This window comes from Streptomyces sp. IBSBF 2435, assembly GCF_036815005.1.
GTDB lineage: Bacteria > Actinomycetota > Actinomycetes > Streptomycetales > Streptomycetaceae > Actinacidiphila.
The window spans coordinates 44,654-58,492 of the sequence record NZ_JAJSYW010000001.1; the positions used below are offsets into that span (position 1 = coordinate 44,654).

Sequence of the window (13,839 nt, forward strand, 5' to 3'; positions counted from 1 at the left end):
ACCACACAGCAAGCAGGGAGGTCGGCGCGGCGACGCGCCAAGCACGCGATGCACGTAGCGCACCTGTCGCTCGCCGACTTCCGCTCCTACGCCCGGGCCGAGGTCCCTCTCGACCCGGGCGTCACGGCTTTCGTGGGACCCAACGGCCAGGGCAAGACCAACCTGGTCGAGGCGGTCGGCTATCTGGCGACGCTGGGCAGCCACCGGGTGTCCTCCGATGCCCCGCTGGTCCGGGTCGGCGCCGACCGCGCTGTGGTACGCGCCCAGGTCGTGCAGGGCCCGCCGGCCGACGGTGAGCGCCGCCAGCTGCTGGAGCTGGAGATCAACCCGGGCCGCGCCAACCGGGCCAGGATCAACCGCTCCTCCCAGGTCCGCCCGCGCGACCTGCTCGGCATCGTCCGCAGTGTGCTGTTCGCGCCGGAGGACCTGGCGCTGGTCAAGGGCGACCCGGGTGAGCGCCGCCGCTTCCTCGACGAGCTGATCACCGCCCGCGCGCCCCGCCTGGCGGGTGTGCGCAGTGACTTCGAAAGAGTGCTCAAGCAGCGCAATACGCTGCTGAAAACCGCCGCGCTCGCCCGCAGGCACGGCGGCAAGGGAGCCGACCTGTCCACCCTGGATGTGTGGGACCAGCACCTGGCCAAGGTCGGCGCGGAACTGCTGGCCCACCGGCTCGACCTGGTGGCGGCGCTGCAGCCGCTGGCAGACAAGGCGTACGAGCAGCTGGCGCCCGGCGGTGGGCCGGTCGGCCTCGACTACCGCAGCTCGATCGGCGACGAGGCGATGGCGGGCGCCGGCAGCCGCGAGGAGCTCTTCCAGCGGCTGCTCGAAGCGCTCACCGCGGCCCGCAAGCAGGAGATCGAGCGCGGGGTGACCCTGGTCGGTCCGCACCGGGACGATCTGCTGCTCAAGCTCGGCCCGATGCCCGCGAAGGGCTACGCCAGCCACGGCGAGTCCTGGTCGTACGCGCTGGCGCTGCGGCTGGCCTCCTACGAGCTGCTGTGCGCGGACGGCGGCGAACCCGTACTCGTCCTGGACGACGTCTTCGCCGAGCTGGACACCAGGCGCCGGGAGCGGCTGGCGGAGCTGGTGGCGCCCGGCGAGCAGGTGCTGGTCACCGCGGCGGTGGACGACGACGTGCCGGGAGTTCTGCGCGGGGCGCGCTTCTCGGTGGAGGACGGGACGGTGGTTCGGCAGTGAGCGACACAGTGGGCGGCGGCGACGTGCCCCGGCAGCCCGCGCCTCCCGAGGCGTCGGGCGTGGACCTGGCGCGGGTGGCACTGCGGGCGGCCAAGGAGCAGGCCAGGGCCAGGGGCGCCGCGGCCGTACAGAAGCGGCAGGCCAGGCGGGGCGGGCTGCGCAGCGGCGCCCGGGCGGACGGCAGGGATCCGCTGCCGCTGGGCGCGGCCATCAACCGGCTGATCACCGAGCGCGGCTGGGAGGCGCCGGCCGCGGTCGGCGGGGTGATGGGCCGCTGGCCGCAGCTGGTCGGCCCCGAGGTCGCCCAGCACTGCTCGCCCGACCGCTACGACGAGGAGGCGCGGGTGCTGACCGTGCAGTGCGACTCCACGGCGTGGGCGACCCAGCTGCGGCTGCTGGCGCCGACCCTGGTGGCCAGGCTCAACGCCGACCTCGGCCACGGCACGGTGAAGCTGCTCAAGGTGCTCGGCCCGGCGGGACCGGCCCGCAACTACGGCAGGCTGCGGGCGCCCGGCAGCCGCGGACCCGGCGACACGTACGGCTGACCGGGCCCGTTCGCGCAGCTGAGCGAACCGCCGCGGGGCCGCCGCCGTGCGCACGGACGACCCATTTCGTACGCCCGCGCGAGCGCGGTGCCGCATGCCTGCTCAGCGTAGCCGGGCCTTGACAGCCGGAAGCCCTGGACGCCCGTGTGAGCGGTTTTGGAACCGGGGCCGCGTGTAGGGAGTCGGGCGGCGGCCGTTTTGGGCGGCACATGGGAAGGCAGGTACCGGCAAAGCCCCATTCATGTCGGCGCTACCGGTAGACTGGTGGACACAACCGCCCTCCCCTGGCATCGCGGCAGGGGTACCCCAGCGGAACATGTCGAAGACGCAGCCGATCCCGCCCCGCGGGACCCGGCTCGTGCTGTGCCAGAAAGGGCGCTTCGTGGCCGATTCCGGCAACCCCAACGAGAAGTCCAGCAAGTCCTACGACGCCAATGCGATCACCGTGCTCGAAGGCCTCGACGCGGTGCGCAAGCGGCCCGGTATGTACATCGGCTCGACCGGTGAACGCGGGCTGCACCATCTCGTGCAGGAGGTGGTCGACAACTCGGTCGACGAGGCGATGGCCGGCCACGCGGACACCATCGACGTGACGATCCTCGCCGACGGCGGCGTCAGGGTGGTGGACAACGGCCGCGGCATCCCGGTCGGCATGGTCGCCTCCGAGGGCAAGCCGGCCGTCGAGGTCGTCCTGACCGTACTGCACGCGGGCGGCAAGTTCGGCGGCGGCGGCTACGCGGTCTCCGGCGGTCTGCACGGCGTCGGCGTCTCGGTGGTCAACGCGCTGTCCACGCGCGTGGCCGTCGAGGTCCGTACCGAGGGCCACCGCTGGACGCAGGACTACAAGCTGGGGGTGCCGACCGCGCCGCTGGCGAAGAACGAGCCGGTCGAGGAGACCGGCACGTCGGTCACCTTCTGGGCCGACCCCGACATCTTCGAGACCACCGACTACTCCTTCGAGACGCTCTCGCGGCGCTTCCAGGAGATGGCGTTCCTGAACAAGGGGCTGCGGATCTCGCTGGTCGACGAGCGCGCCGACCACGTGGACGAGGAAGGCAAGCAGCTCGCCGTCTCGTACTACTACGAGGGCGGCCTGGTCGACTACGTGACGTACCTCAACTCGCGCAAGGGCGAGCTGATCCACCCCACCGTCATCGACATCGAGGCGGAGGACAAGGACCGGCTGCTCTCGGTCGAGGTGGCGATGCAGTGGAACAGCCAGTACAGCGAGGGCGTCTACAGCTTCGCCAACACCATCCACACCCATGAGGGCGGCACCCACGAAGAGGGCTTCCGCGCGGCGCTGACCACCCTGGTCAACAAGTACGCGCGCGAGAAGAAGCTGCTCCGTGAGAAGGACGACAACCTCAACGGCGAGGACATCCGCGAGGGTCTGACCGCGATCATCTCGGTCAAGCTCGGCGAACCGCAGTTCGAGGGCCAGACGAAGACCAAGCTGGGCAACACCGAGGCCAAGACGTTCGTCCAGAAGGTCGTGCACGAGCACCTGACCGACTGGCTGGACCGCAACCCCACCGAGGCCTCGGACATCATCCGCAAGTCGATCCAGGCGGCCACCGCCCGGGTCGCCGCCCGCAAGGCGCGCGACCTGACCCGCCGCAAGGGCCTGCTGGAGTCGGCGTCGCTGCCGGGCAAGCTCAGCGACTGCCAGTCCAACGACCCGACGAAGTGCGAGATCTTCATCGTCGAGGGCGACTCGGCCGGCGGCTCGGCGAAGTCCGGCCGCAATCCGCAGTATCAGGCGATCCTGCCGATCCGCGGCAAGATCCTGAACGTGGAGAAGGCCAGGATCGACAAGATCCTGCAGAACACCGAGATCCAGGCGCTGATCTCGGCCTTCGGCACCGGGGTCCACGAGGACTTCGACATCGCCAAACTGCGCTATCACAAGATCATCCTGATGGCGGACGCCGACGTCGACGGCCAGCACATCAACACCCTGCTGCTGACCTTCCTCTTCCGCTTCATGCGTCCGCTGGTCGAGGCCGGACACGTCTACCTGTCCCGCCCGCCGCTGTACAAGATCAAGTGGGGCCGCGACGACTTCGAATACGCCTACTCCGACCGTGAGCGCGACGCGCTGGTGGTGCTGGGCAAGCAGGGCGGCAAGCGGATCCGCGAGGACTCGATCCAGCGCTTCAAGGGCCTCGGCGAGATGAACGCGGAGGAGCTGCGGGTCACCACGATGGACATCGACCACCGGGTGCTCGGACAGGTCACGCTCGACGACGCGGCCCAGGCCGACAACCTGTTCTCGGTGCTGATGGGCGAGGACGTGGAAGCCCGCCGTTCGTTCATCCAGCGCAATGCCAAGGACGTCCGGTTCCTGGACATCTGAGTCGGCCCCCACTTTGGCCGTGTGAAAGGACAATCTGACAGCGATGGCCGACGAGACCCCCAACATCCCACCCGTGCCCGATGTCCCCGAGTCCGAGCGGGAACTGCGCAACGAGTCCGGCGGACTGCGTGTCGAGCCCGTCGGGCTCGAGACCGAGATGCAGCGCAGCTATCTCGACTACGCGATGTCCGTCATCGTCTCGCGCGCGCTGCCGGACGTGCGCGACGGCCTCAAGCCGGTCCACCGCCGGGTCCTGTTCGCGATGTACGACGGCGGCTACCGGCCCGAGAAGGGCTTCTACAAGTGCGCGCGCGTCGTCGGCGACGTCATGGGCACCTACCACCCGCACGGCGACTCCTCGATCTACGACGCGCTGGTCCGGCTGGCGCAGCCGTGGTCGATGCGGATGCCGCTGGTGGACTCGAACGGCAACTTCGGTTCACCGGGCAACGACCCGGCCGCGGCCATGCGGTACACCGAGTGCAAGATGATGCCGCTGTCCATGGAGATGGTCAGGGACATCGACGAGGAGACCGTCGACCTCCAGGACAATTACGACGGCCGCAACCAGGAGCCGACGGTCCTGCCGTCCCGCTTCCCGAACCTGCTGATCAACGGCTCGGCGGGCATCGCGGTCGGCATGGCCACCAACATCCCGCCGCACAATCTGCGCGAGGTCGCCGACGGCGCCCAGTGGTGCCTGGCCCATCCCGAGGCCTCCGCCGAGGAACTGCTCGACGCGCTCATGGAGCGCATCAAGGGCCCCGACTTCCCGACCGGCGCCCTGGTCGTCGGCCGCAGGGGCATCGAGGACGCCTACCGCACCGGCCGCGGCTCGATCACCATGCGGGCGATCGTCGCGGTCGAGGAGATCCAGAACCGGCAGTGCCTGGTCGTCACCGAGCTGCCGTACCAGACCAACCCCGACAACCTGGCGCAGAAGATCGCCGACCTGGTCAAGGACGGCAAGATCGGCGGCATCGCCGACGTCCGCGACGAGACCTCGTCGCGCACCGGCCAGCGGCTGGTGATCGTTCTCAAGCGGGACGCGGTCGCCAAGGTGGTGCTGAACAACCTCTACAAGCACACCGACCTGCAGACCAACTTCGGCGCCAACATGCTGGCCCTGGTCGACGGCGTGCCGCGCACCCTGTCGCTCGACGCCTTCATCCGCAACTGGGTGAACCACCAGGTCGAGGTCATCGTCCGGCGCACCCGCTTCCGGCTGCGCAAGGCCGAGGAGCGCGCCCACATCCTGCGCGGCCTGCTCAAGGCGCTCGACGCCATCGACGAGGTCATCGCGCTGATCCGGCGCAGCGACACCGTCGAGGTCGCGCGCGAGGGCCTGATGGGCCTGCTGGAGATCGACGAGATCCAGGCCAACGCGATCCTGGAGATGCAGCTCCGCCGGCTGGCCGCCCTGGAGCGGCAGAAGATCATCGCCGAGCACGACGAGCTGCAGGCGAAGATCAACGAGTACAACGCGATCCTCGCCTCGCCGGAGAAGCAGCGGCAGATCATCAGCGAGGAGCTGCAGGCCATCGTCGACAAGTTCGGCGACGACCGGCGCAGCAAGCTGGTGCCCTTCGACGGCGACATGTCCATCGAGGACCTGATCGCCGAGGAGGACATCGTCGTCACGATCAGCCGTGGCGGCTACGTCAAGCGCACCAAGACCGAGGACTACCGCTCGCAGAAGCGCGGCGGCAAGGGCGTACGCGGCACGAAGCTCAAGCAGGACGACATCGTCGACCACTTCTTCGTGACCACCACCCACCAGTGGCTGCTGTTCTTCACCAACAAGGGCCGGGTCTACCGCGCCAAGGCCTACGAGCTGCCGGACGCCGGACGGGACGCGCGCGGCCAGCACGTGGCCAATCTGCTGGCCTTCCAGCCCGACGAGCGGATCGCCCAGATCCTGGCCATCAAGGACTACCAGGCGGCGCCGTACCTGGTGCTGGCCACCAAGTCCGGCCTGGTGAAGAAGACCGCGCTCAAGGACTACGACTCCCCGCGGTCCGGCGGCGTGATCGCCATCAACCTGCGGGAGGCCGAAGGGGAGGCGGGCGGCGTCGCGGGATCGGACGAGCTGATCGGCGCCGAGCTGGTCTCGGCGCAGGACGATCTGCTGCTGGTCAGCCGCAAGGCCCAGTGCATCCGCTTCACCGCCTCGGACGACGCGCTGCGGCCGATGGGCCGGGCGACGTCCGGCGTGAAGGGCATGAGTTTCCGCGAAGGTGACGAACTGCTCTCCATGAACGTGGTCAGGACCGGTACGTTCGTCTTCACCGCCACCGACGGCGGTTATGCGAAACGCACCGCGGTGGACGAGTATCGGGTGCAGGGCCGCGGCGGACTCGGAATCAAGGCGGCCAAGATCGTGGAGGACCGGGGCTCGCTGGTCGGGGCGCTGGTGGTCGAGGAGACCGATGAGATCCTCGCCATCACACTGAGCGGCGGGGTGATCCGTACGCGGGTCAACGAGGTCAGGGAGACGGGCCGTGACACCATGGGCGTCCAGCTGATCAACCTCGGGAAGCGGGATGCCGTCGTCGGCATCGCGCGCAATGCCGAGGCGGAGGATGATCCGGAAGCGGCCGGCCTTGCCGGTGCCGAGGACGACGAGACCGCGCACGGCACCGAGCCCGTGCACGACAATGAGCACGACGACGAGCACGACATCTCGGCCGAGGGCGCGCAGCTCGCGGCCGGTGAACCGGAGGAGTAAGCCGTGAGTGGAGCCACGGGCGCCGCGGGTGGGGCCGGGAGGTCCGGGGGTGCCCGTGGCTCGGCCAACCTCAACGGCCCGGACGAGGGGGGATACGCCGTGACGGGCACCCGTCAACCGGCCCAGCCGCATCAGCCGCCGCAGGCCTACGCGCCACCGCCGCCCGGCACACCGCCGGCGCCGCCCGGTGGCGCGCCGACCGGCCATGGCGGCCGCGGCACACCGGGTGGCGGTGGCGGGACGGGTGGAGCCGGTGGAGCCGGTTCGCCGGCCTCGGCCGGGGTACGCCGGCCGCGCCCGGCGGCCCGTACGGCGCCGCGCACCCGCAAGGCGCGGCTGCGGATCGCCAAGGCCGATCCGTGGTCGGTGATGAAGGTCAGCTTCCTGCTGTCCATCGCGCTGGGCATCTGCACGATCGTGGCGGTGGCCGTGCTGTGGATGGTGCTGGACACCATCGGCGTCTTCAGCACCGTCGGGTCCACGATCAGCGAGGCCACCACCTCGGAGCAGGGCGGCAAGGGCGGCTTCGACCTGGTGTCGTTCCTGTCCCTGTCCCGCGTCATGATGATCACCACGGTGATCGCGGTCATCGACGTGGTGCTGGCCACGGCGCTGGCCACGCTGGGCGCCTTCATCTACAACCTGTCGGCGGGCTTCGTGGGCGGCGTCGAGCTGACGCTGGCCGAGGACGACTAGCCCCGCCGCCGGGGCCGCGCGTCACCGATTTTGGGACATGGCCCGCTGTGCGCTAATCTTTCGGTGCAGCGCGGGGCTATAGCTCAGACGGTTAGAGCGCTTCCCTGATAAGGAAGAGGCCCCAGGTTCAAGTCCTGGTAGCCCCACTCGCGCACGAGACCCCCGGTCGGACCGACCGGGGGTCTCGTCGTGTATCGGTCCGGGTATCGACGGTCCGTTCGGCTGACGCGGGTGTGGCGCGCGGAAAACAGGGGTAGGGCATGCCGACCTCAGGTCACCGTTCGGTATCGGCTGCTGTGTATAGTCGGGCGGGTCAGAAGCTGTCCCCACGCATGAAGGAGGAGGTCACGCGATGAAGAAGTTTCTCCTGGTCGCACTGGCCGCCGTCGCCGGGCTGTTCGTTTACCGACAGATTCAGGCGGACCGCGCCGAGCAGGACCTCTGGACGGAAGCCACTGACGCTGTCCCGGCGGGTTCGGGCGCGAACGTGTGAGACGGCGGCGCGGCGCCGGGAGGTGCCGCGACCGCCCCGATGTCCCGGCCGCACATCTGCGGCCGGGACTTTTGTTGTTGCAGGACCGTGACCGCAGCCGCTTGAGTTTGCGCCAGCAAATAATTTACTTTGCTTGAGCAAACCGCCACGCGTGAGCGCGGAAACGAGGGGGAAGTGGCGCCATGAGACGACGACCACCGCCGGGGCGGATCCTGCTGCCGGCCGCCGGACTGCTGCTGGCGGGAGTGACCGGAGCGACCCTGCTCGCGGGGGTGAGCCTGCTCACAGCTCCCGTGGCGTCGGCGGCGCCACCCGCCCTCGGGAGCCAGGACGGCAGCCTCATCATGGTGCTGGACTCCTCCGGCTCCATGGCCGGTCCCGACGGCTCGGGGCACACCCGGATCCAGTCGGCCCGCACCGCCGTCGGCTCGGTCGTGGACTCGCTCCCCGACGGCTACCCGACAGGACTGCGGGTCTACGGCGCAGGAAAGACCCACGGCTGCGACGACTCCTCGCTGGCCCAGCCCGTCACCGCACTGGACCGGGCCGCGATGAAGCAGGCGGTGGCCGCCGTACAGCCCAAGGGCGACACCCCCACCGCGCTCGCCCTCACCGGGGCCGCGGCGGATCTGCCGGCGCACGGGCGGCGGACGATCCTGCTGGTGTCCGACGGCGAGTCCAACTGCGGTGCGCCCGAGCCCTGCGAGGTCGCGGCCACGCTCGCGGGCGACGGCCTGAACCTGCGGATCGACACGGTCGGCTTCCAGGTCGAGGGCGCCGCACGCGACGAGCTGGAATGCATCGCCAAGGCGGGCCACGGCGCCTATTACGACGCCCCGGACGCCGCCGCTCTCGGCCGCCAGCTGGTGCGCGCCTCGCAACTGAGCGCCGACGCCTACCGCATGGCGGGCGACCCGGTGACCGGCGGGGCGACCCCGGCGAAAGCCGCGGCAATTGGCCCCGGCCAGTACACCGACACCGTCGGCCCCGGCGAGACCCGCTGGTATGCCGCCACCCTGGACGCGGCGAGCACCGCCGACCTGTCCGCGACGGCCGTCCCGCAGCCGGGCGTGCCGGTCGGCTACGGCGACGGCATCGAGCTCAAGCTGGCGGGGACCGGGACGTACGCGTACACCTGCGACTCGGACTCCGAGCGCTTCGGCCAGGACGAGGGCGCGATGACGCTGAGCGCCGCTGTGAGCCGGGTGCCCAGCCGCGACGGCAAGGACGACTGCGACAAGGCCGGCCGCTACCTCTTCTCGGTGCACCGCACCACCGCGGCGGCCTCGGACCGCAGCCGCTGGCCGGTCGAGCTGCGCTTCGACAAGGAGGCGCCGCTGCCCGCCGGTACGGTCGCCGCCGCCGCGCGGACCGACTACGGCACGGCGCCCGCGCCGCTGACCGGCACTCCGAAGGACCTGACCGGCGGTACCGGCTTCAACGACGCCGCGGCGGTGACCAAGGGCGTCTGGCGCGACCGGCTGCTGCCCGGCCAGACCCGCTACTACAAGGTGCATCTCGGCTGGGGCCAGCAGCTCACCTACGCGGCCGAATTCGCCAACGAGCCGGTGCTCGACGGCGCCTCGTCCGCCGCGTCGACCTTCGTGGCGACCACCGCCTACGCGCCCGGCCGGCTGCCGGTCGAGGACGCCTCCGGCGCGCGGGACAACCGCTCCTACACCGGCTCGCCCGTGTCGGTGGGGCTCGGCACCGTACCGGTGACCTGGACCAACCGCTGGGTGGACGACGGCGACGCGGCCACCGTGCACAGCGCGGGCGACTACTGGATCGCGGTCGGCCTCGGCCCGGACGCCGCCCAGTTGGCCAGGAACACCGCGGTCGGCGTGATCCTGCGGGTCAACGTCACCGGCACGGAATTGGCGGGGCCGCAGTACCGGGCGCCCGCGCTGGCGACCCACAGCGGCGCGGCACAGGGCGACGCGGCGAACGGCGGCACCAGGGGCGGCCAGGACGCGGCGGGCGGGCAGTCGGGCCACGGGAAGGACGTGGCGTCGTCCACGTCGTCCGGCGGCGGGCTGAGGAGCATGGATCTGGTGGCAGCGGGTACGGGCGGCGCCGTCGCGCTCGCCGGAATAGGCGTGGCGGGGCTGGTGCACCGCCTGCGGAGCCGTACGACAAGGGGTGGGGCATGAGACGGGACACTTCGATGCGGCGCGGCACATATGCCGCGGCGGCTGCACGGCGCGGTATATCCACCGCGGCCACCAAGCGCGGCGCCTCTGCTGCGGCGGGCGTCCTAGCGGCGCTGACCGCCCTCCAGGGGGTCCAGGGCGGGCCTGCCGCGGCCGACGACGGCACCCCTGCCGCGGGGCCCGGGGCGCCCGCGACCTGGCAGCCGCAGGGCACGGTGCTGGCGGGCGCGGCCACGACCGCGGACGCGCCCGCGATGAAGCCCGGCGTCACCTATCGCGACACCATCAAGGTCGGCGAGACCCGCATCTACGGCATCACGCTGGACGCCGCGTCCTCCGCCTATGCCTCCGCCTTCGCCCTCCCCGCGCCCGGCACCCGCGTGGCCTATGGCGACGGCATCGAGCTGAAGCTGCAGAGCGCCGACGGTTCCGACTGCGACAGCACCGACGCGCACTTCCGGGACGACGGCGCAGTCCGCCCGGTCGGCAGCGCGGTGGCCCGGCTGATCGGCGTCGACACCTCCTGCCAGGACGCCAACCAGTACACGCTGGCCGTGCACCGCACCAGCGCCGGCGCCTCCGACCCGGGCGCCTGGCCGCTGGAACTGCGCTACGTACTCGAACCGCCGCTCAAGGCCGGCGCCGCGGCCGGGCACGCGCCGGACGCCGGCACGGCATCGCCGACCCCGCTGACCAGCGGCACCCCGCGGCAGGCGACGGGCGGCACGTCGTTCGACACCGCGGCCCCGGTCAAGACCGGCATCTGGAAGGACAAGGTGCTGCCCGGCGAGACCCGCTTCTACAAGGTCCCGGTCGACTGGGGCCAGCAGGCGACCGTCTTCTCGGACTTCTCCAGCGCCCAGGTCACCGACAGCGCCGTCTACGTCGGCTCCGGGGTGCGGCTGACCGCCTACAGCCCGGTGCGCGAACTCATCGACGACGAGGCGCACTCGTACCTGGGCGCCCCGACCTCGGTGCACGAGCAGCTCGCGCCGGTCTCGTACGCCAACCGCGCGGCCGACGACACCGCGGTCTCCCGGGTGCGGTACGCGGGCTGGTACTACTTCGCCGTCACCGTGCACCCGGACGTGGCCAAGGCCGTCAGCGGCGCCGTGCCGGTGACGCTGCGGGTCGACGTCACGGGCGCGGCCCAGGACGCGCCCGCCTACGCCGGGGACCCGAAGGCCGCCGGGATCGGCGTCGACGCGCACGACGTGTCCGCGGCCGACGGGACGCCGCGGTCTGCCGCGTCCTCGTCGTCCGGCAACTCCGCGAGGCGGTTCCTGGGCTTCGCGGCGCTCGGCGCGGGCACGGTGCTGCTGCTGGCGCTTGCGGTCTGGTTCCTGACCGCGCCGCGCCGGGCGGCCACGCCCGACACCGTCACGCGGCAGCTGCCGCCGCAGTCCGGCTTCGGGCCGCCGCCGTCCTGGTGACGGCCTGACCGGCTCGGCCGCCGTCCCGTCACGACGACGCGACGGCGGCCGAACCGGTCAGCCGGAGGTCAGCGCGAGGATGCCGACCGCGAAGCAGATCGCGGCCAGCACGAGGACCGGGATCACCACTTTGGCGGGTGGTCCCGGTTTGTGCGTGCGGGCGGGCAGCGCGGGAGAGGCGGCCGGTCCTTGCGGCGCCGGCTGGAGGTGGGGCTGCGGCTGGGGCTGGGGCTGCGGGTGCGCGGCTGCCGGTGCCGACGTGGGCGTCGGTGCCGGTTCGGGCAGCGGGACGGGTCGGGCCGCCGCGGGGACCGGGACGTCGGTCCTGGTCGCCGGGTGCGGCGCGGGGGCCGGCAGCGGGTAGCCGTTCGTGGGGGACACGTAGCCGGGCTCGGGGGTCCGGCGCGGCGGTGCGGACGGCGCGGGCGGGTGTACTGCCGCGGATAGGGTCCCGGGTCCGCTGCGGTCTGTGCGGTCCGCCGCCGCCGTCAGGGGGCCGTGCGGGCCGAAGCCCTCGGGCAGCGGTCCGATCTGGTCGAAGATCTCCACCGGCTCCTCCCCCGGCGGCGGCTCCGGCAGCATCTCGACGGCGCCCGCCAGCGCCTTGCGCGCCCCTGTGGCGGTACGGAACCGGGCCCGCGGGTCCGGCTGCAGCAGGGCCCCGATGACCTGCCACAGCGACTCCGGCACCCCGGTGGGGGCCGGCGGCACGCCGTCGGCGAGGAAGCGCTGCGCGATGGCCCGGGCGTCCGGCTTCCGGCCGCCCAGCAGATAGAGGGCGACCAGGCCGACGGCGTAGAGGTCCGCGGGTACGTCCGGCTCCGCGCCCATCATCTGCTCCGGCGCGAAATACCCCGGCGTACCGACCACATAATCGGCCCCGGTCAGCCGCGGCTCACCCTTGCGCATGGCGATGCCGAAGTCCGACAGCCGTACGTGCGGGGTGCCGGTGCCGGTCGCCTCCAGCAGGATGTTGGCCGGCTTGATGTCCCGGTGGATGACGCCCTCGGCGTGCACCGCGTGCAGCCCGGACAGCAACTGGTCGACCAGGACGCACACATAGCGCGGCGGCAGCGGCCCGTAGTCGCCGATCAGGTGCGCCAGCGAGCCGCCGTGCACCAGGTCCATGGTGAACAGGACCTTGTCGTCATCGGCCGCCCAGCTCGCCGGGGCCAGCACATGCGGATGGTCGATACGCATCGCCTGTTCGCGGACGAAGCGCAGCAGGGCGTGGGCGTCTCTCTGCTGGAGGACCTTCGCCGCCACATAGCGGCGCCGCCGCTGGTCCCAGGCCCGCCAGACCGCGCCGGCACCGCCGCGCCCGATCGGGTCGACCAGCTCGTAACGGCCGGCGAAGACCTCACCCATGGCGTACCGCTCTCCCCCTGCTTGCTGTCCTGTCAGTCCCGGTGCGACTCGTAGTGGGCGACGGCCTCACTGGTGCGCCCGGCGCCGTACACACGAAGGAACTCTGCCAGGTGGGGATGGGTCGGCGCGAGGGAGTGGGCCGCCTGCTCGATCTCCTCGGCCGACGCGACCGACCGCAGCACCTCCTGGATGCCCCGCACCACCTGCCGCGGCGCAGCCCCGTCCGCGGCGACCGAATGCGTCGTCGTGCCGAGCACGGAGAAGCCCGCCGACTCGCGGATCTCGTCCATCCTGGCCGCGGCCTCCATCGCCCCTGTCCGCCCGTCCGCCACCTGCACGGACAGCTCCTGCAGCGCCTGGAGCCGCTGCACCACCGCCGGATTCCCGATCTTGGCCCGCTGCCCGCTCTTGAGCTGCGACAGCATCGGCGCGGACAGCCCGAGCACTGCCGCCAGCCGCGCCTGGTTGAGCCCCAGATCCCCGATCAGCCGCTGGAACAGTTCCCCCAGCGGCTCCCCGTACCACCCCCGCTGCAACTCCCTGGCCTCGACCGCCCGAGCCACGGCGTCCTGCCCCGAGCCGTCCATCACCGCTCCCCATTTGCGCCTGCGAATCCGCAAACCATCCTAGGCGGGCCGTATCCCGTTTCAGCCCACCCCACCCGACCCGGTACGCTGTTTCCGACGCGGGGCCTTAGCTCAGTTGGTAGAGCGCTGCCTTTGCAAGGCAGATGTCAGGAGTTCGAATCTCCTAGGCTCCACAAGGATTTACGCAGGTCAGCGGCCCTCTCGCCCGGTTCGGGTGAGGGGGCCGCCGACGTGCGGTACGCATTTAGTACACATGAGGCCGCGGTCCGTTCCCGGGGCC

10 protein-coding genes and 2 tRNA genes are annotated in these 13,839 nt (G+C 71.5%); 10 read left to right on the plus strand and 2 right to left on the minus strand.

Translation table 11 applies throughout. The features are described from left to right. Positions 1-48: 48 nt before the first annotated feature. The 9 genes from recF to V7E46_RS00225 all read left to right on the plus strand — a co-directional run bounded on the left by recF (position 49) and on the right by V7E46_RS00225 (position 11,604). Positions 49-1,197 (plus strand): DNA replication/repair protein RecF, encoded by a 1,149-nt coding sequence (gene recF / locus V7E46_RS00185; RefSeq protein ID WP_333766474.1) that lies wholly within the window; start codon positions 49-51, stop codon positions 1,195-1,197. Continuing rightward, positions 1,194-1,742, plus strand: coding sequence for a DUF721 domain-containing protein (locus V7E46_RS00190; protein WP_333766475.1), 549 nt, complete (start codon positions 1,194-1,196; stop codon positions 1,740-1,742). The genes recF and V7E46_RS00190 overlap by 4 nt, the downstream gene beginning before the upstream one ends. A gap of 358 nt (positions 1,743-2,100) precedes the next feature. Further along, the gene (gene gyrB, locus V7E46_RS00195; RefSeq protein ID WP_329182468.1) at positions 2,101-4,101 is read left to right on the plus strand and encodes a DNA topoisomerase (ATP-hydrolyzing) subunit B; all 2,001 of its coding nucleotides are present in this window, start codon (positions 2,101-2,103) and stop codon (positions 4,099-4,101) included. A 43-nt stretch (positions 4,102-4,144) separates the two neighbouring features. Beyond that, a complete protein-coding gene (gyrA, locus tag V7E46_RS00200; RefSeq protein ID WP_333766476.1) occupies positions 4,145-6,829 on the plus strand; it encodes a DNA gyrase subunit A in 2,685 nt (894 codons plus the stop codon). A gap of 3 nt (positions 6,830-6,832) precedes the next feature. Next, on the plus strand, positions 6,833-7,525 hold the full coding sequence (locus V7E46_RS00205) for a DUF3566 domain-containing protein (protein WP_333766477.1): 693 nt from the start codon (positions 6,833-6,835) through the stop codon (positions 7,523-7,525). A gap of 72 nt (positions 7,526-7,597) precedes the next feature. Further along, a tRNA-Ile gene (locus tag V7E46_RS00210) sits at positions 7,598-7,671 on the plus strand. Between the two features lie 206 nt (positions 7,672-7,877). Next, entirely contained in the window at positions 7,878-8,018 is a 141-nt protein-coding gene (locus tag V7E46_RS00215) for a DLW-39 family protein (protein WP_200804389.1), read from the plus strand. A gap of 182 nt (positions 8,019-8,200) precedes the next feature. Beyond that, on the plus strand, positions 8,201-10,171 hold the full coding sequence (locus V7E46_RS00220; protein ID WP_333766478.1) for a vWA domain-containing protein: 1,971 nt from the start codon (positions 8,201-8,203) through the stop codon (positions 10,169-10,171). Next, a complete protein-coding gene (locus V7E46_RS00225; RefSeq protein ID WP_333766479.1) occupies positions 10,168-11,604 on the plus strand; it encodes a hypothetical protein in 1,437 nt (478 codons plus the stop codon). The genes V7E46_RS00220 and V7E46_RS00225 overlap by 4 nt, the downstream gene beginning before the upstream one ends. A gap of 57 nt (positions 11,605-11,661) precedes the next feature. Here the strand turns inward: V7E46_RS00225 and V7E46_RS00230 are convergent, their stop codons facing one another. Then, positions 11,662-12,972 (minus strand): serine/threonine-protein kinase, encoded by a 1,311-nt coding sequence (locus V7E46_RS00230; RefSeq protein WP_333766480.1) that lies wholly within the window; start codon positions 12,970-12,972, stop codon positions 11,662-11,664. Between the two features lie 32 nt (positions 12,973-13,004). Next, positions 13,005-13,559: a DNA-binding protein gene (locus V7E46_RS00235; protein ID WP_333766481.1), complete on the minus strand. Its 555-nt coding sequence runs from the start codon at positions 13,557-13,559 to the stop codon at positions 13,005-13,007. A 100-nt stretch (positions 13,560-13,659) separates the two neighbouring features. On the opposite strand from V7E46_RS00235, the gene V7E46_RS00240 reads away from it, so the two are divergent. Then, positions 13,660-13,732, plus strand: a tRNA-Ala gene (locus V7E46_RS00240). Positions 13,733-13,839 lie beyond the last annotated feature (107 nt).

Excerpts from the sequence above, each read along its gene's own strand:
- recF (WP_333766474.1), top strand. The coding sequence starts at position 49 with ATGCACGTAGCGCACCTGTCGCTCGCCGACTTCCGCTCCTACGCCCGG.
- gyrA (WP_333766476.1), top strand. The coding sequence starts at position 4,145 with ATGGCCGACGAGACCCCCAACATCCCACCCGTGCCCGATGTCCCCGAG.
- V7E46_RS00215 (WP_200804389.1), top strand. The coding sequence starts at position 7,878 with ATGAAGAAGTTTCTCCTGGTCGCACTGGCCGCCGTCGCCGGGCTGTTC.
- V7E46_RS00220 (WP_333766478.1), top strand. The coding sequence starts at position 8,201 with ATGAGACGACGACCACCGCCGGGGCGGATCCTGCTGCCGGCCGCCGGA.
- V7E46_RS00225 (WP_333766479.1), top strand. The coding sequence starts at position 10,168 with ATGAGACGGGACACTTCGATGCGGCGCGGCACATATGCCGCGGCGGCT.
- V7E46_RS00230 (WP_333766480.1), bottom strand. The coding sequence starts at position 12,972 with ATGGGTGAGGTCTTCGCCGGCCGTTACGAGCTGGTCGACCCGATCGGG.
- V7E46_RS00235 (WP_333766481.1), bottom strand. The coding sequence starts at position 13,559 with ATGGACGGCTCGGGGCAGGACGCCGTGGCTCGGGCGGTCGAGGCCAGG.